At 71.0% G+C, this 21,016-nt stretch carries 21 protein-coding genes; 11 read left to right on the top strand and 10 right to left on the bottom strand.

Annotated elements, in window-relative coordinates:
* The 6 genes from ACWDX9_RS24110 to ACWDX9_RS24085 all read left to right on the top strand — a co-directional run.
* The coding region (locus tag ACWDX9_RS24110; protein WP_449957512.1) for a glycoside hydrolase family 3 C-terminal domain-containing protein at nt 1–751 on the top strand (751 nt) is incomplete at its 5' end.
* A 2-nt stretch (nt 752–753) separates the two neighbouring features.
* A complete protein-coding gene (locus ACWDX9_RS24105; protein ID WP_449957510.1) occupies nt 754–2,256 on the top strand; it encodes a glycoside hydrolase family 43 protein in 1,503 nt (500 codons plus the stop codon).
* Between the two features lie 261 nt (nt 2,257–2,517).
* On the top strand, nt 2,518–3,711 hold the full coding sequence (locus ACWDX9_RS24100; protein ID WP_449957508.1) for a cytochrome P450: 1,194 nt from the start codon (nt 2,518–2,520) through the stop codon (nt 3,709–3,711).
* Nucleotides 3,712–3,718: 7 nt separating this feature from the next.
* The gene (locus ACWDX9_RS24095; RefSeq protein ID WP_449957506.1) at nt 3,719–4,420 is read left to right on the top strand and encodes a TetR/AcrR family transcriptional regulator; all 702 of its coding nucleotides are present in this window, start codon (nt 3,719–3,721) and stop codon (nt 4,418–4,420) included.
* Between the two features lie 318 nt (nt 4,421–4,738).
* Entirely contained in the window at nt 4,739–4,966 is a 228-nt protein-coding gene (locus ACWDX9_RS24090) for a hypothetical protein (RefSeq protein ID WP_364257113.1), read from the top strand.
* Between the two features lie 98 nt (nt 4,967–5,064).
* Nucleotides 5,065–5,436 carry a winged helix-turn-helix transcriptional regulator gene (locus ACWDX9_RS24085; protein WP_449957503.1) on the top strand — a complete coding sequence of 124 codons (372 nt, stop codon included), beginning with the start codon at nt 5,065–5,067 and terminating at the stop codon, nt 5,434–5,436.
* Nucleotides 5,437–5,446: 10 nt separating this feature from the next.
* Here ACWDX9_RS24085 and ACWDX9_RS24080 read toward each other — a convergent pair whose 3' ends face one another.
* Complete coding sequence (locus ACWDX9_RS24080) at nt 5,447–6,370, bottom strand: TIGR03619 family F420-dependent LLM class oxidoreductase (RefSeq protein WP_449957501.1); 924 nt, start codon at nt 6,368–6,370, stop codon at nt 5,447–5,449.
* A 148-nt stretch (nt 6,371–6,518) separates the two neighbouring features.
* Here ACWDX9_RS24080 and ACWDX9_RS24075 point away from each other — a divergent pair, with 148 nt between their 5' ends.
* Nucleotides 6,519–7,706 carry an SGNH/GDSL hydrolase family protein gene (locus tag ACWDX9_RS24075; RefSeq protein ID WP_449957499.1) on the top strand — a complete coding sequence of 396 codons (1,188 nt, stop codon included), beginning with the start codon at nt 6,519–6,521 and terminating at the stop codon, nt 7,704–7,706.
* 85 nt (nt 7,707–7,791) lie between these two features.
* On the opposite strand, the gene ACWDX9_RS24070 is transcribed toward ACWDX9_RS24075, so the two are convergent.
* From ACWDX9_RS24070 to ACWDX9_RS24055, 4 genes are read right to left on the bottom strand one after another with little or no spacing between them, the layout of a single operon-like run.
* A complete protein-coding gene (locus ACWDX9_RS24070; protein ID WP_449957498.1) occupies nt 7,792–9,693 on the bottom strand; it encodes a hypothetical protein in 1,902 nt (633 codons plus the stop codon).
* 20 nt (nt 9,694–9,713) lie between these two features.
* The gene (locus tag ACWDX9_RS24065) at nt 9,714–10,595 is read right to left on the bottom strand and encodes a carbohydrate ABC transporter permease (protein WP_397371071.1); all 882 of its coding nucleotides are present in this window, start codon (nt 10,593–10,595) and stop codon (nt 9,714–9,716) included.
* The gene (locus ACWDX9_RS24060; protein ID WP_449957495.1) at nt 10,582–11,454 is read right to left on the bottom strand and encodes a carbohydrate ABC transporter permease; all 873 of its coding nucleotides are present in this window, start codon (nt 11,452–11,454) and stop codon (nt 10,582–10,584) included. The genes ACWDX9_RS24065 and ACWDX9_RS24060 overlap by 14 nt, the downstream gene beginning before the upstream one ends.
* On the bottom strand, nt 11,451–12,800 hold the full coding sequence (locus ACWDX9_RS24055; RefSeq protein ID WP_449957493.1) for an ABC transporter substrate-binding protein: 1,350 nt from the start codon (nt 12,798–12,800) through the stop codon (nt 11,451–11,453). The genes ACWDX9_RS24060 and ACWDX9_RS24055 overlap by 4 nt, the downstream gene beginning before the upstream one ends.
* 124 nt (nt 12,801–12,924) lie before the next feature.
* Here ACWDX9_RS24055 and ACWDX9_RS24050 point away from each other — a divergent pair, with 124 nt between their 5' ends.
* The 4 genes from ACWDX9_RS24050 (at nt 12,925) to ACWDX9_RS24035 (ending at nt 16,149) form a co-directional block, all read left to right on the top strand.
* Nucleotides 12,925–13,698, top strand: coding sequence for a FadR/GntR family transcriptional regulator (locus ACWDX9_RS24050; RefSeq protein WP_449957491.1), 774 nt, complete (start codon nt 12,925–12,927; stop codon nt 13,696–13,698).
* Nucleotides 13,699–13,765: 67 nt separating this feature from the next.
* Complete coding sequence (locus ACWDX9_RS24045) at nt 13,766–14,266, top strand: SigE family RNA polymerase sigma factor (RefSeq protein WP_449957490.1); 501 nt, start codon at nt 13,766–13,768, stop codon at nt 14,264–14,266.
* 1 nt (nt 14,267) lies between these two features.
* Entirely contained in the window at nt 14,268–15,128 is an 861-nt protein-coding gene (locus ACWDX9_RS24040) for a hypothetical protein (RefSeq protein ID WP_449957488.1), read from the top strand.
* Nucleotides 15,129–15,288: 160 nt separating this feature from the next.
* Nucleotides 15,289–16,149 carry a glycerophosphodiester phosphodiesterase gene (locus tag ACWDX9_RS24035; protein ID WP_449957487.1) on the top strand — a complete coding sequence of 287 codons (861 nt, stop codon included), beginning with the start codon at nt 15,289–15,291 and terminating at the stop codon, nt 16,147–16,149.
* Here ACWDX9_RS24035 and ACWDX9_RS24030 read toward each other — a convergent pair.
* Genes ACWDX9_RS24030 through ACWDX9_RS24010 form a run of 5 tightly spaced genes read right to left on the bottom strand, consistent with a single transcriptional unit; the run spans nt 16,121 to nt 21,012 of the window.
* The gene (locus tag ACWDX9_RS24030) at nt 16,121–16,936 is read right to left on the bottom strand and encodes a FadR/GntR family transcriptional regulator (RefSeq protein ID WP_449957485.1); all 816 of its coding nucleotides are present in this window, start codon (nt 16,934–16,936) and stop codon (nt 16,121–16,123) included. The two genes, ACWDX9_RS24035 and ACWDX9_RS24030, sit on opposite strands and share 29 nt — an antisense overlap.
* Nucleotides 16,933–18,060: an ABC transporter ATP-binding protein gene (locus ACWDX9_RS24025; protein WP_449957483.1), complete on the bottom strand. Its 1,128-nt coding sequence runs from the start codon at nt 18,058–18,060 to the stop codon at nt 16,933–16,935. Before ACWDX9_RS24025 ends, ACWDX9_RS24030 begins: the two co-directional genes overlap by 4 nt.
* Nucleotides 18,057–18,866 (bottom strand): carbohydrate ABC transporter permease, encoded by an 810-nt coding sequence (locus ACWDX9_RS24020; RefSeq protein ID WP_449957481.1) that lies wholly within the window; start codon nt 18,864–18,866, stop codon nt 18,057–18,059. The genes ACWDX9_RS24025 and ACWDX9_RS24020 overlap by 4 nt, the downstream gene beginning before the upstream one ends.
* Nucleotides 18,863–19,732, bottom strand: a complete 870-nt coding sequence (locus ACWDX9_RS24015; RefSeq protein WP_350740943.1) for a carbohydrate ABC transporter permease — start codon at nt 19,730–19,732, stop codon at nt 18,863–18,865. The genes ACWDX9_RS24020 and ACWDX9_RS24015 overlap by 4 nt, the downstream gene beginning before the upstream one ends.
* Complete coding sequence (locus ACWDX9_RS24010; protein WP_449957478.1) at nt 19,729–21,012, bottom strand: extracellular solute-binding protein; 1,284 nt, start codon at nt 21,010–21,012, stop codon at nt 19,729–19,731. The genes ACWDX9_RS24015 and ACWDX9_RS24010 overlap by 4 nt, the downstream gene beginning before the upstream one ends.
* Between the last annotated feature and the right edge of the window lie 4 nt (nt 21,013–21,016).

Below are 21,016 nucleotides of genomic sequence, written 5' to 3'. Positions count from 1 at the left end.
GTCGGGCGAGGGCTGCGACGCGGCCGACCTGCGGCTGCCCGGCCGCCAGGCCGACCTGGTCGAGGCGGTCCTCGCGACCGGCACGCCGACCGTGCTGGTCGTGGTGTCGGGGCGGCCTTACGCGCTCGGCGCCTACCAGGACCGGGTGGCCGCCGCGGTCCAGGCGTTCTTCCCCGGGGTCGAAGGCGCGGCCGCGGTCGCCGGCGTGCTCAGCGGCCGGGTGAACCCGTCCGGGCGGCTGCCCGTGCAGATCCCGCACTCGCCGTTCGTGAACCCGTCCACCTACCTCCAGCCGCCCCTGGGGCAGAAGGCGGAGGGCATCACGGTGCTCGACCCGACCCCGGCCTTCCCCTTCGGGCACGGGCTGTCGTACGCGGCGATCACGTACGAGGCCATGCGGACGTCGCGGGCGGAATACGGCACGGACGGCGTGGTCGACGTGCGGGTGACCGTGCGCAACGACGGTGACCGGCGCGCCGACGAGGTCGTGCAGGTCTACGCCACCGACCCGGTGGCCCAGGTCGCCCGGCCCGTCCGGTGGCTGGTCGGCTTCGCCCGCGTGCCCCTGGACGCGGGGGAGAGCCGCGAGGTGGTCTTGGAGGTGCCCGCCGAGGCGTTCTCGTTCACCGGGCTCGGCGGGCGGCGGCTCGTCGAACCGGGCGAGATCGTGCTGTCCTCCGGGCCGTCGGCCGCCGACCTGCCGCTGAGCGCGTCCATCCGGCTGGTCGTCGATCCCGGGAAGGAGGGCTGATCGTGCGTACGTACGGCAACCCCGTCGTCGCCGGGTTCCACCCGGACCCCAGCGTGTGCCGGGTCGGCGAGGACTACTACCTGGTGTGCTCCAGCTTCGAGTATTTCCCGGGCGTGCCGATCTTCCACAGCCGCGACCTCGTGCACTGGCGCCAGATCGGCAACGTCCTCGACCGGCCCTCGCAACTGAGCCTGCCGCCGGACGTGTCCGCCTCCGGCGGCATCTACGCGCCCACCATCCGCCACCACGACGGGCGCTTCTATGTGATCACCACCAACGTGAGAGCCGGCGGCAACTTCATCGTCACCGCCGAACGCCCCGAAGGCCCCTGGTCCGAGCCGGTCTGGATCGACCTGCCCGGCATCGACCCCGACCTGACCTGGGACGAGGACGGCGCCTGCTGGTGCGCCTTCTCCGGCACGCAGGTGGCGCGCGTCGATCCGGCCGAGGGCAAGATGCTGGAGGGGCCGTACCAGGTCTGGTCCGGCACCGGCGGGAAATATCCGGAAGCGCCGCACCTCTACCAGGTGGACGGCTGGTGGTACCTGCTCATGTCCGAAGGCGGCACCGAGCGCGGCCACGCCGTCTCGATCGCCCGCGCCCGCTCGCCGCGCGGCCCGTTCGAGCCCGGCCCGGTCAACCCGATCCTGACGCACCGCGGCACCGACCGGCCCATCCAGAGCACCGGCCACGCCGACCTCGTGCAGGCCGCCGACGGGACCTGGTGGATGGTCCTGCTCGGCACCCGCCCGCGCGGCTACACCCCCGAGTACCAGGTGCTGGGGCGGGAGACGTTCCTCACGCCCGTACGGTGGGAGGACGGCTGGCCGGTCGTGGGCCCCGTCGAGGAACGTCACCCGGCGCCCGCCGCCTGGCACCCGCTCCCGCCCGAGCCCTCCCGCGACGACTTCGACGAGCCCTCGCTACGGCCCTGCTGGATCTCGCCGCGCGGCCGCCCGGACGGCTCCTGGTCGCTGACCGAGCGGCCCGGCCGGCTGACCCTGCACGCCACCGGCCCGACCCTCGACCGGCCCGGCCACACCTTCATCGGCCGCCGCCAGCAGCACCACGACTGCCGCGTCACCGCCTTGCTGGAGCCGGGCGAGGGCACGGCCGGGGTGTCGGTCCGGATGGACGAGGCCCACCACTACGACCTGGAGGTCCAAGGGGGGCTGGTGCGGGTGGTCGCGCGCATCGGCCCGCTCCGGCAGTGCCTGGCCGAGCGTCCGGTGCCGCCTGGGCCGCTCACGCTCGCCCTCGACATCCGTACCCGCGACATCCTGCCGCCGTCCGTCATCTCACCGGCCGGCGAGCCGGTGGGGGTGGACGGCCGGGGGCCGGACACCATCGCCTTCTCGGCGGACGGCACGCTCCTGGCGGAGCTGGACGGGCGCTACCTGTCCACCGAGGTGGCCACGGGGTTCACGGGGCGGGTGATCGGGATGTACGTGACGGAGGGGAGCGCGAGCTTCGACTGGTTCGACTACCAACCCGCCGACCACTAACCGGACCCTTCGGGAGGAACGGCTTCGGGCGTGATGGGCAGCGGAGGCGGGCTGCCTCCGCTCCCCGGAGGACGGCAACGCCGTACGGGGCCCTCTCCTCCCGAGGGACGGCAACCCCGTGCGGCGGCCCCTCATCTCCCCCCGGAAGGACGGCAACCCCGTGCGGTGGGACAAGCGTTTAAGGTGCTTCCCTTATTAAGGCAGTCGCCTTAGGGTTGAGGGCGACTCGTCAACGACAATGGGGGCGTCATGACCGAAACCATGCCCGATTACCCCTTCCCGCGCACGACGGCACTGGAGCCGCCGAAGGAGTGGGCCGAGCTGCAGGACCGCTGCCCCGTGGCCCACGTACGGCTGCCCAGCGGCGACGCCGCCACGCTGCTGACCCGCTACGACGACGTCCGCGCGCTGCTCACCGACACCAGCTTCCAGCGCGGAGGCGAGGGCGCGGCGCGGGTGTCCACGACGGACGACGGCGGGATCTTCTCCCGCAGCAGCACCACCCGCATGCGGGAGGGCGAGGACCACCTGCGGTGGCGGCGGCTGCTCAGCAAGTCCTTCACCATCCGCAAGATGGAGTCCTGGCGTCCCCGGGTGCAGCAGATGACCGACGAGCTCATCGACGACCTGCTCAAGTCCGGCTCGCCCGCCAACCTGTCGGTCCAGCTGGGCCTGCCGCTGCCGGTGCGGGTCATCTGCGCCCTCGTCGGCGCCCCCAGCGAGGACCAGGACAAGTTCGCGCACTGGTCCCAGGTCATGCTGACGCTGACGCGCTACACGCAGGAGGAGGTGCTGAAGACGTACGAGGAGTTCGGCGCGTACACCTCCGCCCTCGTCGAGGAGAAGCGGACGGACCCCGGCGACGACCTGCTCAGCGAGCTGACCCAGATCTCCGACAGCGAGGACGGCCGGCTCAGCCACGAAGAGCTGATCACCACCGTGATGGCGCTGCTGCTGGCCGGGCACGAGACCACGTCCAACATGATCGCCATCATGGCCGCGATGCTGCTCGCCGAGCCGGAGCGCTACCAGGCGGTCGTCGACGACCCGGAGCTGATCCCCGGCACCGTCGAGGAGGTGCTGCGGCTGGACAGCACGCTGAGCGTGGTCGGCTTCCCCAGGGTCGCCACCCAGGACTCCGAGTTCGCCGGCACCGCGGTGCCCGTGGGCAGCACCGTCATCCCGTGCCGGCCCGCGGCCAACCGGGACCCGCGCAAGTTCGCCGATCCGGACGCGTTCGACCCGCGCAGGGACAACGCCAATCAGCACCTGACGTTCGGCGCGGGCCCGCACTACTGCCTCGGCCAGCCGCTGGCCAGGCTGGAGCTGCAGGTCGTGCTCAGCACGCTCGCCCGCAGGCTGCCCACCCTGCGCCTGCGCGACAGCGCCGACGAGCTGAAGCTGCGCACCGGGCTGCTGTCGGGCGGGCTCCAGGATGTGTGGGTCACATGGTGAGCTCGCGATGACCGTCCAGGCGTCCGCGCGCGCGGTGACCGCCAGGAGCGCGATCATGCGCGCGGCGGAACGCCTGTACGCCACCGAAGGCTTCGCCGGGGTGTCGATCCGGCAGATCGGCGAAGCCGCCGGGCAGCGCAACAAGTCCGCGGTGCAGTATCACTTCACCTCCCGTGACGAACTCGTCAAGGCCATCCTGGCCGAGCACGCCGAGGCCATGGAGGTGCACCGGTTGGCGATGATGAGCCGGCTCGGCGATCCCGGGGAGATGTCGGCGCGCGACCGGATCCGCTGCGTCGTCCTGCCCCACATCGAACGCCACGTCGACCTGGGTGTCCCCTCCTGGTACGGCCGTTTCCTCGCCCAGGTCGTCGTCGAGCCCGCGCTGCGCGAGTACGCCGTCAGCGTCCACCTGGAGCGGCCGTCCCTGCGCCGCCTGTACGACGCCACGCGGGAGCCGGGCGAGCCCGATCCCGGCCGGGCCGCACGGCGGGAGGCCATGACCCGCGTGCTCATCGTGCACATGTGCGCCGAACTGGAACGCGACCTGGCCGCAGGCGACACCACCGCATTGGGACGAGATCCGGCCACCGGTCACGCCACCGCCGCGTCCGCCGCGTCCGCCGCGACGGCCTGGCGGCGGCTGGGCGACGACCTCGTCACGGCCGTCTGCGGCCTCCTCGGCGCTCTCCGATCCGACCCGCGCTGAACGGCCGACCTGCGCTGACCCTCGACCCGCGCTGACCCTCGACCCGCGCTGACCCCGATCCACGGCCGACCACCCGTCCGGCGTTGACCAGCGGGCAAGGGCTGGCCGCCGTCCAGGGCTGGCCATCGGGCAAGGCTGGGCGGCGCGCTTGTCCGTGACTTGGCCGCGGGTTGGGCGCGGCTCGGCGCGCGTCCAAGAAGTCGCGAAGTCCGCGACAAGTGTGTCTGCCTAACGTTGCCCCGTGGACGCCCAGCAGGGCATCCGGACCCCCGCCGGGCTGCGGGGTGCTCATCCGACGTCTCCCGGGAGGGGCCGCAGATGCCAGGCGAGACTTTCATCCTCACCGCGGACGGGAACGCGCGCGCCGAGCGGGTGGCCGTGCTGCTCGAACCCCGCTGGGCCGAGATCGCCGACGGCCGGACGGCGCCGCGCGGGAACCCGTACCTCAGGGGCCTGATGTCCGCGCTGCTGTGGGCGGCGCTGGCCGTGCTCGGGTCGGTCATGTACGTGTTCGGCTGGGTGCTGTTCGGCGGCGGCGGCGCGTGAGAGGGCAGGTCACGGAGCTGGGCTCGCAATGAGCTAGTGTGCTATGGAATCAATAGCGCGCCCGGTTCCGGGTGGTACCGGGAGGTAAGCTGGTCACCATGGCTGAACACGTCTCCGAGACCGTCGCGACGGACGGGAGCCCGCATGGCATCTCGTGCGACGTGCAGTTCGTGGACGTGTTCAAGGTGCTCGGCAAGCGCTGGAACGGCATGATCCTCGTCGCGCTGATGCAGCGGCCCGCGCGCTTCGGCGAGCTGGCCAAGTCGATCTCCGGGATCACCGACGGCATCCTGTCCGATCGCCTGCGGGAGCTGATGGCGGCGAGCCTCGTCGAGCGCCAGCTTGCCGACGGCCCCACCACGGCGGTCCTCTACCGGCTCACCCCCATCGGCGAGGACCTGCGCGACGCCTTCCAGGAGCTGCACGCCTGGGCCGCCCGCAACAACATCCACGAGCAGTGCGCCCCCTGATCGGCGGGCTTCACCGCCGGGCGAGGTCGATGAGCTCGGCGTAGAGGCCGAGCGTCTCGTCGATGCCCGGCTCGCTCTCGGGGCTGCGGCCGGACGTGGCGAACAGGACGTGGTCCACGCCGGTGCCTTCGAGCCCGGCCAGGTCGTCGGCGATCTGGCGCGGCGAGCCGCCCAGGAACGGCCGGTCGTCACCCATCGGCTCGGCGGTGATCGGCACGTTGGCCCTGGCGACCACGGTGACCGACTCCGGGTCGCGGCCGAACTCCTCGACCGCCGCCCGGAAGGCCTTGCCGAGGCCGAGCAGCGCGTCACGCGAGACGGCCACCGGATTGAGCCCGTCGGCGATGCGGGCGGCCCGCCGCACCCCGCCCGGCGTCATCGCGCCCAGCAGGATCGGCACCCGCGCCTGCACCGGCTTGGGGTTGATCTCCGACTCGGCGATCCGGGTGAACTTCCCGTCGTACGAGACGGGGTCCGGCCCCCAGCAGGCCCGCATGGCGGCGACGACCTCGTCCATGCCGGGCCCGATCCGGCTCATCGGCACCCCGGCCGCCTCGAACTCCTGCGGCATCCACCCCTGGCCGAGCCCGGCGACCACCCGCCCGCCACTGAACCGGTCGAGGGTGGCGAAGCGCTTGGCCAGGACGGCGGCCGGGTGCAGCAGGGCGTCGATGATGCTGGTGCCGAGCTTGACGCGTGAGGTGAGCGCGGCCACGTAGCTCAGCGTCTCCAGCGGCTCGTAGGTCTGCCGGTAGACCTCGGGCACGGGCTGCGGCTCCCCGCCGCCCATCGAGACGGGCGCGACTGGCCGCAGCAGTCTCTCGTAGGTCCACACCGAGTCGTACCCGAGCCGCTCGGCCTCGCGTGCGACGCGGGCGATGTTCTCCGGGCCGGCCAGCGGGCCCGACGTGGGCAGGGCGATACCTAGGTCCATGCCCGAAGCGTACTCTATTTTTCGTAGTTTGCTAGGTAGTGGTGAGTGAGCTGCGGGAGTTGTAGCTCTTTCATGCGCGAGGGCGGCGTGTCATACTTTCCCTCCGAAATGTTCGAAGCTTGACCGAAACTTTCTGGAGGCCGGATCTATGCCCGGTGGGCACTGGGTCACCACGTGGACGGCGATGCCGCAGCTCACCGAGCCGGGCAACCTGCCGCCCGCGCCGTACACGCAGGAGAACCTGGTCCTGGCCGACAGCACCGTACGGCAGACCCTGCGGGTGTCGGTCGGCGGGCAGCGGTTCCGGCTGCGCCTGTCCAACGCGTTCGGCGGCGCGCCGCTGCCCGTCACCCGCGTCACCGTGGCGCTCCCGGGTGGCGGGAAGGCCGGGGTGAGCGCGATCCGGCCGGAGACCGTACGACCGGTGACGTTCTTCGGCCGGACCTCGGCGGTCGTGCCGGTCGGGGCGCAGGTCGTGTCCGACCCGCTCGACCTCACGCTGGCCGCGGGCACCGTACTGACCGTGACCCTCTACCTGGCCGACGGTCAGGCCTCCACCGCCGTCACCTCGCACCCCGGCTCCCGGACCACCTCCTACCTCGCCAGGGGCAACCAGGCCGACGCGGTGGACCTCACCGGCGCCACCCCCGTCGACCACTGGTACTTCCTCAGCGGCCTCGAGGTCTGGGCCAAGCCCGCCACGGCGACGCTGGCCCTGGTCGGCGACTCGCTGACCGACGGCAGGGGCTCCACCACCAACCAGAACAACCGCTGGCCCGACCAGCTCTTCGACCGCCTGCAGGCCGACCGCCGCACCGCGGGCGTCGCCTTCGCCAACCAGGCGGCGGGCGGCAACCGCGTGCTCAACGACGGCCTGGGCCCCAACGTCCTGGCCCGCCTCGACCGCGACGTGCTCGCGCAGAGCGGCGTGAAGTGGCTGATCCTCTTCGAGGGCGTCAACGACATCGGCACCGCGGACGCCACCCAGGAGGCCCAGAAGAGGATCGCCGACGAGCTGATCGCCGCCTACGACCAGATCGTCGTGCGCGCTCACGCGCAGGACATCCGGGTGTACGGGGCCACGATCACGCCCTTCGGCGGCAGCTTCTACGACGACGCCCAGGGTTATCGCGAGGCGGCCCGGCAGACGGTCAACGACTGGATCCGCACGGGTGGCGCGTTCGACGCGGTGATCGACTTCGACCGGGCGCTGCGGGACCCGGCCGATCCCCGGCGGATGCTCGCGACCTTCGACGTGGGCGACCATCTGCACCTGAACCCGACGGGCTACAAGGCGCTCGCGGACGCGGTGCCCGCGCGGTTGCTGCAGCGGTAGCGCCCCCGTTCCACGACTGTCGGTCCCCCCTCCGAACGGCCCCTCTCCAAGGGACCTCAGCCGAAGTACGGAGGGGAGCGGGGCGTCAGTCCCAGGGTTGCCGGTAGGACGGCTGGCAGGCGTGCAGGCGCAGGCGCAGGGTGAGGGTGACAGTGGTGCCGGCGGGCAGTTCCACCGTGAGGTGCGGGCCGTTCACCGAGGTTTCGGTGACCGACCGCACCGGCTCGCGATGGACGTACTCGGTGTCGTGGCCGGTCCAGCCCGGCTCGGCCGCCGTGGCCGTGACGCCGGCGATCTCGTGCTCCCCGAACGCCCCCGCCTGCACGACCAGCACCCGGTCGGCGGTGGCGGAGAGGTTGACGAGCGTGACCACCGTGGCCTCGGGCTCGATCGAGCTGACCAGCGCCGCCACCTGCTCGGGCACGCCGGGACGGCGGCGTACGGCGTCGAAGTAGCGGACCCTGGCCTGCTGCAGGCCCCCGTTGTAGATGACCTGCGGCCCGCCCCACATGAGCTGCGTGAGGGCCTCGGTCACCACGGGGTTGACGTTCTGCCAGAGGTGGATGTCCGGCTCGGGCAGGTCGCGGTCGGCGTTGTCGAGCAGCAGGGCGATGCGGCGGCGGGCCTGGGCGTGCGCGGCGGCAAGGATTTGCTCGGGATAGCCGGGGTTGTCGCCGCACAGGTACGCGTACCAGGGCTCCTCGTGCCCGGCCTCCTCCTTGTCGCGGAACGGCCGCACCGTGGCCCAGTCGTAGCCGGTCGCGGCGCGCAACGCGTCCAGACGGGCGCGGTCCTCCGGGGCGCCGGTGTGGTGCCAGAGCGCGAGCGGCACCGAGGTCTGGACCGGGTTGTAGTCGAACCAGCCCTTGTCGCTGTGCCGGTAGGGGACCAGCAGCGTCGGCACGTCCACGTCGGAGCCGAGGTGGGCGCGCCAGCGGCCCTGGTTGGCCGAGTCGCTCTGGCTGAACGGCAGCTTCACGCCCCTGGCGATGACCGCGTCCAGCAGCGACCTGATGAGGTCCAGGTAGCCGTCGTCGCGGGTGGCCAGGGCGGCGCTGAGGGCGCCGACGGCCGTCGCCTGGCCGATGCTGTACATGCCGTGCGGCCAGGTCCAGCCGTAGTGGCCGCCGTACCAGCGCCCGTCGAGCAGGCTGCCGACCACGCCGTCGAGGCCGACGTTGTCGGGGACGACGCCGCCGTTCTCCTCGGCCCGGCGCCGCCAGGCTCCGACGTACTCGCGCAGCCAGGCGGCGTACCGCTCGTCTCCCGAGACGAGGTAGGCGTTGCAGACCAGGCCGGCCACGCTGAGGTTGCCGACCGCGTCGCCCCGGCCGAGGCGGCGCTGCATCTCGGCGCCCAGGCGGGGGTCCTCGGCGAGCGGCGGCACCGGCTCGCCGTCGGGGACGAGCCAGTCCAGCGGGTAGCCGTACTGCGCGGCCTCCGCCGGAGTCCACGGGTACGAGGGCGATTCGGACACCCCGACCCGCGCGCCCCGGCTGCCGTTGTGCGGGGCCTTGATGATGTGGTGCGCCGGGTCGTAGTTGCCCTTGGCCGGGTCGAGGTAGAGGTCGGCGAACCTGGTCGCCCGCCCGGCCCAGGCCGCCGGGTCGGCGGCCGTCAGGAAGTACGTGAACAGCAGGCTCTCGCCCTGGTGGAACCAGTCGTAGCCGATCTCGAACTCGTCGGCGAACATGCCCAGCTCGGTCATCTGCCCGACGACGCCGTGCCAGTGCCGGGCACTGCCGTCGAGCAGGTCGTCCGCGCCGCCCAGCAGGTAGAGCTGCGGCCAGTTGAAGAACGGCTCGAAGAAGTCGTCCGCGCCGTCGCGGGAGGACAGCCGGCCGGAGTACCGCAGCGAGCCGTCCGGCCTGGTGTAGCGGTCGGAGAACAGCCGCCACCCGCTGTCCAGCAGGTCGAGCAGGGCACGCTGGGCCAGCGCCCACGCCGGGGGGTCGAGGACGGGGACGCTGGCTTTCACGACGGTCATGTAACTCCTAGGAGAGGCGGTCATCCCTTGGTCGCGCCGGCGGTCAGCCCGGCGACCAGGAAGCGCTGGGAGAAGAGGAACACCAGCAGCACGGGAGCGATGGACAGCAGGGTCGCCAGGATGAGCTCGGGCGGCTGCACCTCGGCGTTGGCGCCGACGACGGGGTTGAACGTGGGGGTCGCGGCCAGCATCTGCGTGAGCCCGACCTGCATGGGGTAGTTGTCGCTGTCCGGCAGCATCACGTACGGCAGGAAGAAGTTGTTCCAGTTCGTCACGAAGCTGAAGAACGCGACCAGCGCGACCACCGGCTTGGCCAGCGGCAGCGCCACCCGCAGGAACGTCGCGCTCTCCCCGCACCCGTCCAGCCGCGCCGCGTCGAGCAGCTCGCCGGGGACGCTGGTGGAGAAGTAGATGTACGTCAGGTAGACGCCGAACGGGAAGAACGACATCGGCAGCACGACCGAGGCCGCCTGGTTGACCAGGCCGACGTAGCTGAGCTCCAGGAAGATCGGCAGCACCAGCGCGGTCCCCGGCATGAGCATCACGACCAGCGTGACGATCAGCAGCAGCCGCCGGCCGGTGAAGCTCATGAGCGCCATCGCGTAGCCGGCGGGGATGCTGACCAGCAGGGTCAGCGCCACGGAGAACGCCGCGTACGTGACGGAGTTGCCCATCCAGGTCAGCACGGCGCCGTCCTGGAAGGACATGAGGTGCTGCCAGTTGGTGACGAGCGAGCCGAGCGAGCCCGGTGACAGCGGGTTCCCGTGGATCAGGTCGGCCGGGCTCTTGGTCGAGGCGAGCACCAGCCACAGCATGGGGAGGACGAAGAACACCGCGAAGACCAGCAGGAACGCGATGACGAGCACTTTCGCGACAGCCCGCGCGGGGTCAGTCCGTGTCAAAGAGACCTCCCCGCGCGACGAACAGCCCGGCGCAGCACAGCGCCACGATGAGCAGGTCGACGGCGATCGCCGCGGAGCCGTTGAAGTCGTTCTGGTTGAAGGCGTACAGGTACGCGAGCTGGTTGATCGAGTAGTCGTTGCCCACCACGCCGAAGCTGGCCTGGGAGATGAGCTGCGGCTCGACGAAGAGCTGCGTGCCCGCCGCCAGGGACAGGATCAGCATGTAGACGATCCACTTGCGCAGCATCGGCAGCTGCACCCGCAGCGCGATCTTCACCGGCCCGGCGCCGTCCACCCGGGCGGCCTCCATGAGCTGGTGGGGGATCGTGTTCAGCGCGCCGTACACGACCACGATCCAGCCGCCCGCGCCGGTCCAGAACGCGATCAGGGTGAAGATCCACGGCAGGTGACCGGGCGAGATCACCTGCACGAAGGTCTCGCCCCAGAGCGCGCGGACGAGGTCGTCCACCGGGCTCACGGACGGGTCCAGCATGAACAGCCAGAGCAGCACGCTCGACGCGCCCGCCAGCGCGCCGGGGACGTAGTAGACGAACCGCAGCGCGGCCCGCGACCAGCCCGCGGTGAGCCGGTGGACCAGCAGCGCGAGCAGCAGGACCAGCACGGTCAGGGTGACCAGCCAGAGCACGAGGTAGGTCGCCACGTGCTCGACGGCGGCCAGGAACCGGAAGTCCTGCGCGGTCCTGACGAAGTTGGCGAAACCGGTGAAGACTCCCCGGGCGTCGGTGAAGGCCAGATTGAGCGCGTACACCGTGGGCACGATGCCGAACGCGACCAGCAGCACCACGTACCCGGAGACGAAGACGTGCCCGGCGGAGAGCCGCAGTCTCGATCCGGTCACTTGGTGACCTGGTAGCCGAAGACCTGGGCCTGCTGCTCGATGGCCGTCTGCCACTCCGGCAGCAGCGACTCGACCGTCTTGCCCGCGGTCTGCCCGGGGATGACGGTCTTGGCCCAGACCGCCTCCTGGCTGAACTCGGGCGAGCCCCAGCCGGGCCACACCTGCCCGGCCGCGGCCGAGATCGGGCCGGCGAGGTCGCCGGCGTAGTAGCCGCTGTCCTGCTGCTTCTTGATCCACTTGGTCGCGGCGGGCGCGTACGCGGGATAGCCGGGGGAGAGCTCGACCTGGTACGCGTCGGCCGTCGCGACCCAGCCGATGAAGTCCTTGGCCGCGTCGAGGCGCGCGCTGTGCCGCGACAGCCACCAGGTGCCGCCGCCGACGTTGCCGGTGACCGGCGTGCTCTGGTCGGACCAGCGCAGGGCGTCACCCACGGCCAGCTCGCCCTTCGGGGTCTTGAGCGTGCCCTGGAAGACCGCGCCGCCGTACCACGCCGGGCCGGGCAGCATGAGCACCTTGTCGCCCTGGCTCTTGGCGAACTCGGGGCCGAACAGGGACAGCATCGACATGGTCTTGTTCGCGACGAGCTTGTCCATCATCTTCGCGGCGCGCACGCACTTGGGGTCGGTCGCCTTGACGGTGATCGCCTTGGGCCCGGTGACCTGGTTGGCCGGGCACTCGCCGCCCCACATGTAGATCTCCGGCGCCCACGCGTCACCGGCCGTGCCGATGATGTAGCCGGGGTGCTCGGCGGCCACCTTCTCGCCCAGCGCCTGGTACTCCTCCCAGGTGGTGGGCAACGTGTAGCCGAACTTGTCGAGCAGCTTCTTGTTGTACCAGAGCACCACCTGGGCCAGGTCGTTGCGCAGGCAGTAGACCGTGCCGTCCACGGTGCACACGTCGAGCGCGCCCTTGGCGAAGCCGCTCAGCGTGGCGTCGTCGAGCAGGCCCTTGTTGAGCGGGGCGACGAACGCGTTGTCGCCCTGCGAGGCCCAGGACGCGGTGTTGTTGTCCGTGGTGAACACGACGTCCGGCCAGCCCTCGCCGGCCCGGTCGAACAGCTGCACCTTGGTCTTGAGCGTGTTGGAGCCGTTGGCGTTGCCGTCGTAGGTGACGATGTCCAGCTGCACGTCGGGGTGTGCCTTCTGGTACGCCTTCGCGGCGTCGAGCCGGGTGGAGTCCACCCACACCAGGAGCTTGCCGGCCTTCTGCTCGGCGGCGGCGAAGCCGTACTGCGATCCGGCGGAGCCGGTCGGCTTCGCCTGGGTCGGGGCGTTCGGGGGAGCGCAGGCCGCGACGGCGAACAGGGCCGCTGCCGCGGTGACCGCCAGGTGGGTGCGTCGTCTCATGGGGCTTCCTTCGGACAAGGCGGCTTGAGGTACGTAAACGCCGTGTTTCGGGATATGACATCATACGTGTGACGTATTCACAATGCCCTACACTGAAGGGCGTTCAGGCGGACGGGAGGATGCGTTGACTCAGCACGCGACTACGGGGCCGTGGGATTCGACGCGGGAGCCGCAGCCGCCGGAGCGGGCCGGCAAGCGGCCGCCGCGCCGGGTCCGCGGGGCCAAGCTGGGCACCACCGTGGTCGAGCAGCTGGTCGACGACATCGTGCGCGGGGCGCTGCCGCCCGGCACGGCGCTCCCGCCGGAGGCCGACCTCTGCGAGGAGTTCGGGGTCAGCCGGACGGTGATCCGCGAGTCGGTCAAGGTGATCCAGGAGAAGGGCCTGGTCAGGATCGAGCACGGCCGCGGCACCCAGGTCACCGATCCCCGGCAGTGGAACCTGCTCGACGACGTCGTGCTCACCGCCGTCATCGCGCACGACGAGAACGTGACGTTCCTGGACGAGCTGGTGTCCGTGCGCACCGCGCTGGAGGCGGAGATGGCCGCGGCCGCCGCCCTGGCGCGCACCCCCGACGACGAGGAGCGCATCGGGGCCGAGCTGGCGGTCATGCGGGCCAACCTCGCCTCCACGCCCGACTTCGCCGCCGCCGACGTGCGCTTCCACGACATGATCATGGCCGCGTCACGCAACCGGCTGGGGCGGGCCATCGTCAACAGCATCCACGACAAGGCCCGTACGAGCATGCTCTACCACGGCGAGTACAACGAGGCCGTGATGCGCCAGACGCTGGCCGAGCACCAGGCCATCAAGGACGCGATCGCGGCCGGCGACCAGGAGGGGGCGGCGGCCGCGATGCGCAGGCACATCACCGACTCCTGGAACCGCCGCCGCCCGTAATAAGCCCTGACGCCATAGATCCGCGGGTCCGGCTCCATCTGGACGGGTGAGACCAGAGGAGAGCCTTTTGCACCCCGACCAGCAGCGAGATTTCACCGAGTTCGTCGCCACGCGCTCGGACAGCCTGATCAGGCTCGCGTACGTGCTGACCAACGACCAGCACGCGGCCGAGGACCTGCTGCAGACGGCCCTGGCGAAGACCGCCGGACACTGGCGGCGGATCCGGGACAACCCGGAGGCGTACGTGCGCCGCGTCATGTACCACGAACAGGTCGGGCGGTGGCGAAGTCCGCGCTGGGGCCGCGAACGCGTGGTCGAGGCGCCTCCCGACCGGGCCACGGGCGACCGGACCGGCGAGGTCGACACCCGCCTCACCCTGGATCAGGCGCTGCGCGCCCTGCCGCCGCGCAAGAGGGCCGTCCTGGTGCTGCGCTACTACGAGGACCTGCCGGAGTCCGAGGTCGCCAAGATCATGCGCTGCTCGGTGGGGACCGTGCGCAGCCAGACCCACCAAGCCGTCGCCCGGCTGCGCGAGCTGGTCGGCGAGAACGTCACCCTGGAGGCCTGAGATGACCATCGACGAACAGCGGATCGCCGCGGAGTTCCGGCGGATGGCCGCCGAGGCCAGGCCCGTCGACGCCCTCGCGCACGCCCGGCGGGCGCGGACCGGCGCACTGCGGCGCCGGCGCGCGACGTGGTCGCTCGCCGGGCTCGCGGCGGCCGCCTCCCTGGTCACGGCGGTGATCGTCGTGCTTCCCTCCGGCGACTCCGGCCCGGACACCGCGGCGGAGGTCGCCCGGCTGCCGGAGAACACCCCCGAGCAGTTGCAGGTCGTACGCGAGTGCATGCCCAACGGCGGCCCCGTCCACAACATGGACGGCAACCTGCGCCTCCCCGAGCAGGGCTCGGCAGAGGACTTCCGGGTGCTGGCCGAATACCGGGACAAGAAGGGCATGACCGCCCTGGTCGGCAGCATCGCCGGCTTCGTCCTGTGCACCCCGACCACGCAGAAGGACATGGCGGAGCGGGCGGTCTTCACGTACTGGGGGTTCAAGCCGCCCGGGGACCTGACCGGCTTCCAGGGGGATCTCCAGGTGGACGCGTACACCTCGCACACGCATTCGTACGCGACGGGGCCGCAGCGGGTCCAGCACGACGACACGTACCGGGTCGTCGTCGGCCGGGTCACCTCGGGCGTGCGCCGGGTGGAGATCGACTGGGCGGACGGGCGGCGCACCGACGCGCGGCTGGCGGGCGGCTTCTTCATCGCCCGGGTGCCGGGGAAGCTGGCGCGGGATCCCGAGGACGGGTCGATGACGCTGCTGGACTCCCCGCCGGTCACGGTCACCGCGTACGGCTCGCAGGACCAGGTGCTGGGGCGGCAGAAGGACGTGGCGTTCGGCCCCCTGGGCCGGGGGAGCGGCTACTGAGATCGTCGGCGGTCGTCGGCAAAAAGTTCGTGCGGACGTCCGCGACACGCCGTAGCGAACCGCTCTTTGCTGGCATTAGTGGGCACTTTTCGACGTAACTCGACATAAGAGGTCCGTGTCGGGTTCGGGGGATAAGAAGGGCCGGGCCGGAGGATCGCTCATGTACCGTCTGCTGGGTGCCGTCGTCATCACCGCGCTGGCCGTCATGGCGAGGCCCGCCGCTGCCGCGCCGTGGGAGGTCGACAACATCGCGCATCGGGGCGGATCCGGGTACGCGCCCGAGAACACCATCGTGGCCTGCGAGGTGGCCCGGGCCCAGCGGGCCACCATGTGCGAGTACGACGTCCAGCAGACGAAGGACCAACGGCTCATCCTGATGCACGACGAGTCGCTGGCCCGCACCACCAACGTCGAGCAGGTCTTCCCCGGCCGCTCCCCGTGGAAGGTCGCCGACTTCACGCTCGCGGAGATCCAGCGCCTGGACGCCGGCTCGTGGTTCTCCTCCCAGTTCCAGGGCGAGAAGGTGCCCACCCTGGAACGGGGACTCCGGGAGATGAGCAAGAGCGGGGTCGGGATGCTGCTGGAGATCAAGCACGATCCGGCCAGCACGGACATCGACGAACGGGTGGCCGCCGAACTGAGGAAGTACCGATCCCTGTGGAAGGGCAGGCGGCTGGCCGTGCAGGCGTACAACTGGGAGTCGATGCGGAACCTGCACGAGATGATGCCCGACCTCCCCGTCGCGTTGATGGGCAAGCCGGACGCCTCCCGGCTGGAGGACCTGGCCGGGTTCGCCGCCGCGGTCACGGTGCCGCACAGCGGCCTCACCGCGACCTACGTCAGGCAGGTCCACGAGCACGGCATGCGGGTCTACACGTGGACGACGGACCGGCGGGCCGTCATCCGCCGCCTCATGACGTACGGCGTGGACGGCATCATGACCGGGCGGCCCGACCAGATCGACGCCGTCAAGCGCCGGGCCATGCGCGTGGTCATGAGGGCTGGCGGAGGTCGGCTATGAGGTCGTCGCCGGACGCCGCGAGCCGGTGCTCGATGACGTCGGCGAGGTCGGTGTCCATGTCGGGCCCGTAGAAGTCCTCGGCGAGGTCGAGGTGGCGGCGCATCGCCTCGCGGGCCCCGTCGGGGTCGCGGTCGAGGATGGCCTCCAGGATCACGGTGTGCAGGGGCTCGCCGGCCTCCCGGACCTCGCGGTCGCTGAGGCTGCGCAGCATCAGCCCGTAGGTGAGGTCCTGGATCGCGGTGAACATCATGTGGATGACCGGATTGCCCGAGGCCCTGGCGATGGTCTCGTGGAAGGCGAGATCGACCCGCGCCCTGGCGTGCACGTCGCCCGGCCGGGCGAAGAGCTGGTGGACCCGCAGCAGGTCGGTACGGTCGCGCTTGCTCGCGTTGGCCGCGGCCAGGCTCGCCGCCTCGGTCTCCAGCATCACCCGCGCCCGCATGAGCTGGCGGGCGGTCACCCCGGCGGCGCGGGCCGCGAGGTTCATCGGCCGCATCAGGTTCTCGGCCGTGTAGTGGCGGACGAAGCTGCCCCGCTGCGGCGAGACCTCGATCAGCCCGCGCTCCTGCAGGGCCTTGAGGACCTCCCGGATGACCGGGCGGCTGACCGCGAACTCGGTCGCCAGGTCCCGCTCGGAGGGCAGGCGCACGCCGGGGGCCCAGTGTCCGGTCAGGATCCGGTCTTCGAGAACGGCGATCAGCGCAACCGGGCTGGTCGGCGGCTTCCCTCCGATATTGGGTTCGGCGGGGCTCTCGAGTGACGGTTTCCTCCCGCGCTCAGCGGTCATGCCGACCACGGTAGCGGCTCGCCGCCGGTGCCGAGCCGCGCTCCGTGCCAGCACGCCCGCCCATCCGGGCCGAACAGGTGAAGATCGGTCAGCGGCACATAAAAGGTCGCGCGTTCTCCGTCGCGCGGGCCTGTGCGGGGCGGCACGCGGGCGACGATCGCCCGGCCCGTGTCGTCGCGCAGGTGCAGGATGCTCTCGTTGCCGAGGTTCTCCCGGTACGACAGCGTCGCCTCGATGGGCAGGGCGGCCCCGTCGTCGGCCCGTACGCGTACGGACTCGGGTCTGAACCCGACGCGCACCGACTCCGGCAGTTCGTCCGGCAGCCGGGGCAGCCGCCAGCGCAGGTCGCCGCTGGTCAGCTCCACCCCGTCCGCGCCCGCCCGCGCGGTGGCCTCGATCAGGTTCATCTGCGGGCTGCCGAGGAACGTGGCGACGAACACCGTGGCCGGCTGCTCGTAGATCTCGGTCGGGGTGCCGATCTGCGCGAACTCGCCCTCGTTGAGCACCGCGACCCTGTCGCCCATGGTCATGGCCTCGACCTGGTCGTGGGTCACGTACAGGACGGTCCCCTTGGTGCGGCGGTGGAACTCGATCAGCTCGGCCCGCATCTGCACACGCAGCGCGGCGTCCAGGTTCGACAGCGGCTCGTCCATGAGGTACGCGGCCGGCTCCCGGATCATGGCGCGCCCGAGCGCGACCCGCTGCCGCTGGCCGCCGGAGAGCTGGCCCGGCTTCTTCCTGAGCTGGTCGGCGAGCCCGAGCACGCGGCTGGTGTCCTCGATCCGCTGCCGGATGACGTCCTTCGGCACGTGATGGGCGCGCAGCCCGAACGCCAGGTTGCCCTCGACGCTCAGATGCGGGTAGAGGGCGTAGTCCTGGAAGACCATGCCGATCCCGCGGTCGCCGGGGTGGGCGTGGGTGACGTCCCTGCCGCCGACCGTGACCCGGCCGGCGCTGACCGGCTCGATCCCGGCGACGATGCGCATCAGCGTGGACTTCCCGCACCCCGACGGGCCGACGATCACCAGGAACTCCCCGTCGCGGACGTGCAGGTCGACGTCGGCGAACAGCACCTGGCCGCCGTACCGCTTGGTGACCCGCTCGATGCGGATGCCGTCGGTCATCGCTTGACTCCTCCGAGGGTGAGGCCCGAGACGTAGTAGCGCTGCAGCAGGGCGAACAGGACGAGCGGCGGCAGGATGGACAGCAGCGCCGCCGCGGTCTGCAGGTGGTAGACGATCCCGTGCTCCCCCTCGAAGGACGACAGCGCGAGCGGCAGCGTCCACAGCTCCTGCTCGCTGGCCGCGATCAGCGGCCAGATGAGGTTGTCCCACTGGGCCAGGAACTGCAGCAGCAGCACCGTGAGCAGGGCCGGGCGCAGCAGCGGGACGGCGATGAGGAAGAAGATGCGCAGCTCGCCGGCGCCGTCCACCCGCGCGGCGTGCAGCATCTGCGCGGGGATGCCCAGCGCGAACTGCCGGACCAGGAAGACGCCGAGCGCGCTGGCCACGAACGGCGCGATCAGGCCCTGGTAGCTGTTGAGCCAGCCGATCTCGCTGAGCGCCACGAACACCGGGATCATGACGACCGCCGGGGTCAGCGACAGCGCGATGATCACCAGGTTGAGCAGCGCGGCCCGGCCCGGGAAGCGCAGCCGGGCCAGCGCGTACCCGGCCGCCGCCGAGATCGCCACGTCCAGCACGGAGACCGCCGAGGCGATGACGAGGCTGTTCAGCAGGTAGCGCGGGAACCGGCCGTCGGTCATGATCTCGCCGAGGTTGTCGAACAGCGCGAACCCGTGGAAGCGCAGCCCGGACAGGTCGCTGTCGTCGGGCGCCGAGGCGAGCACGACCATGGAGTAGAGCGGCAGCAGCATCAGCGCCACGAAGCCGACGAGGGCCACGAGGGTGAGCGAGCGGCGGATTCTCATTCCTCGTCACTCCTGATCAGCTTGAACTGGGTGAAGGCGAAGACCAGCAGCACCACGAGCAGCACGATCGCGATGGCCGACGCGTAGCCGAACCGGGAGAAGGAGAACGCGTTGTTGTACAGGTAGAGCGGCAGCACCTGGGTGGCGTTGACGGGCCCGCCCTTGGTGAGCAGGTAGGCCGGCACGAACGACTGCATGGCCCCGGTGACGGCCACCACGATCACGAAGGTGAAGGTGCGGCGCAGCAGCGGCACGGTGATCAGGAAGAACGTCCGCAGCGTGCGGGCGCCGTCGATGGCCGCGGCCTCGAAGACGTTGGCCGGCAGGGCCTGCAGCCCGGCGACGAAGATGATCACGTAGAGCCCGACGTACTTCCAGATGACCATCACGAGCAGCGCCCAGATGGCGTAGTCGGAGTCGGTGAGCCACGGGCGGGCGCCGACGAGGGTGTCGGCGAGCCCGCCGGTGGAGTAGATGACCTGCCACAGCACGGTGGCGCCGACCAGCGGCATCACCGCGGGGACGAAGATCAGGCCGCGCAGCCAGGCCCGCAGCCGGCCGGGCTTGGCCAGCGGCACGGCCACGACCAGCGCGATCACGATGGTCGGGCCCACCGCGAAGACCGTGTAGAGCACGGTCACCCACACGCTGCTCCAGAACTCCGCGCTGGTCGCCATCTCGCGGTAGTTGTCCAGGCCCACCCACTGCGGGGTGCCCGACAGGTCGTACGAGGTGAAGCTCAGGTAGAGGGCCGCGAGCGCGGGCAGCGCCCAGAACAGGACGAAGTACACGATCGCCGGGGCGGCGAGGCCCGCGCCCGCGCGGGCCTCGACCCCGGCCATGGTGGCCCGCCGTGCAGCGGTCATTTGAGAATCCGCCCCACCGCGGCGTCGAAGGCGGCCGCGGCCTCCTGGGCGGACCGCTGCTTGTGGATCACCGACTCCAGCGCGTCGAGCAGCGCCTTCATCGTCTCGGTCCACTGGGGGAGGACCGGGCCGAAGTCGGTGTACGGGAGCTGCTCCTCCAACTGCTGGCTGGCCTTGTCGCCGGCGCTCGGCAGCTTCTGCCAGCCGGCCGCCGGGGTGACCAGGCCGGTGGCGGCCAGCTGCTGGTCGACATGCTCGGACGTGGACAGCCAGTTAACGAAATGCCAAGCCGTAAACGGATTTTTCGCCTTTTTGGCGACCATCCACCCCCATGAGTAGCCGGAGGCCACCTTCTCCTTGCCCGCCCAGCTCGGCACGACGGTGCTGTCGAAGGTCTTGCCCAGCTCGGCCTTGGCATTGAGCGCCGGGATGAGGCTGGAGGTGAACCGGCCGGACACCAGCATGGCCGCCGTGCCCTTGGCGAACAGGCCGAACGCGCCGACCGGGTCGTTCAGCTTGGGATTGCCCTGGCGGCCGTAGTATTCGAGCGCCCGCAGGCCCGCCGGGGTGTTCAGCCCGCCGCGTCCCGTGCTCTCGTCCACGATCCTCCCGCCGAGGCCGTTGATCAGCGGGATGAAGTTCAGCATCGCCCAGATGTTGTCGGCGAGCTGCCACTGGAGCCCGACCTGGGAGCCCGTGGTGAGCTTGGCGTTGAACTCCTCGACCTCCTCCCAGGTCGTCGGAGGCTTGTCGGGGTCGAGCCCGGCCTGCTCGAAGCGGTCGCGGCGGTACCAGAGGTGGACCGAGTTGAAGTCGATCGGGACGCCGTAGACCTGGTCCTTGTAGGTGAGGGCGGCGAAGGCGTTCGTGTCGAACCTGGTCTTGAGCTCGTCGATGGAGCCGGCTCCGAACTCCGCCGGCGGCAGCGGCGCGACCTGCCCCTTGGACGCCCGCTCGGCGAGGGTCCAGGCGCCGACCTTGATGAGGTCCGGTGGCGAGCCCGTGGTGAACGCGGTGGAGAGCTTGGTGTCGAGGTTGGCGATGGGGATGTACAGCGGCTTGACGGTGACCTTCGGGAACTGGCGCTGATACTCGGCGATCTTGGCGTTGAAGTATTTGGTGTTCGCCTGCTCCTCGTGCATCCAGACGTTGACCGTGCCCTGGGGCCCGGACTCCTTGGAGCCGACCGGGGCGCCGCTCGAGCCGCAGGCGGCCAGCGGGGTCGCCAGGCTCAGCAGGGCGGCGCCGCGCAGGAGGTCTCGACGGGGGATATCACTCATGTGT

The organism is Nonomuraea sp. NPDC003201 (genome assembly GCF_053590415.1).
The sequence above is the reverse complement of the archived record's forward strand: the minus strand, read 5'-3'. Positions and strand labels throughout refer to the sequence as shown.

Bases quoted from the DNA above. Each gene is read 5' to 3' on its own strand.
- ACWDX9_RS24100 (WP_449957508.1), top strand. From the start codon at position 2,518: ATGCCCGATTACCCCTTCCCGCGCACGACGGCACTGGAGCCGCCGAAG.
- ACWDX9_RS24095 (WP_449957506.1), top strand. From the start codon at position 3,719: ATGACCGTCCAGGCGTCCGCGCGCGCGGTGACCGCCAGGAGCGCGATC.
- ACWDX9_RS24090 (WP_364257113.1), top strand. From the start codon at position 4,739: ATGCCAGGCGAGACTTTCATCCTCACCGCGGACGGGAACGCGCGCGCC.
- ACWDX9_RS24085 (WP_449957503.1), top strand. From the start codon at position 5,065: ATGGCTGAACACGTCTCCGAGACCGTCGCGACGGACGGGAGCCCGCAT.
- ACWDX9_RS24080 (WP_449957501.1), bottom strand. From the start codon at position 6,370: ATGGACCTAGGTATCGCCCTGCCCACGTCGGGCCCGCTGGCCGGCCCG.
- ACWDX9_RS24075 (WP_449957499.1), top strand. From the start codon at position 6,519: ATGCCCGGTGGGCACTGGGTCACCACGTGGACGGCGATGCCGCAGCTC.
- ACWDX9_RS24070 (WP_449957498.1), bottom strand. From the start codon at position 9,693: ATGACCGTCGTGAAAGCCAGCGTCCCCGTCCTCGACCCCCCGGCGTGG.
- ACWDX9_RS24055 (WP_449957493.1), bottom strand. From the start codon at position 12,800: ATGAGACGACGCACCCACCTGGCGGTCACCGCGGCAGCGGCCCTGTTC.
- ACWDX9_RS24040 (WP_449957488.1), top strand. From the start codon at position 14,268: ATGACCATCGACGAACAGCGGATCGCCGCGGAGTTCCGGCGGATGGCC.
- ACWDX9_RS24035 (WP_449957487.1), top strand. From the start codon at position 15,289: ATGTACCGTCTGCTGGGTGCCGTCGTCATCACCGCGCTGGCCGTCATG.
- ACWDX9_RS24030 (WP_449957485.1), bottom strand. From the start codon at position 16,936: ATGACCGCTGAGCGCGGGAGGAAACCGTCACTCGAGAGCCCCGCCGAA.
- ACWDX9_RS24025 (WP_449957483.1), bottom strand. From the start codon at position 18,060: ATGACCGACGGCATCCGCATCGAGCGGGTCACCAAGCGGTACGGCGGC.
- ACWDX9_RS24020 (WP_449957481.1), bottom strand. From the start codon at position 18,866: ATGAGAATCCGCCGCTCGCTCACCCTCGTGGCCCTCGTCGGCTTCGTG.
- ACWDX9_RS24015 (WP_350740943.1), bottom strand. From the start codon at position 19,732: ATGACCGCTGCACGGCGGGCCACCATGGCCGGGGTCGAGGCCCGCGCG.
- ACWDX9_RS24010 (WP_449957478.1), bottom strand. From the start codon at position 21,012: ATGAGTGATATCCCCCGTCGAGACCTCCTGCGCGGCGCCGCCCTGCTG.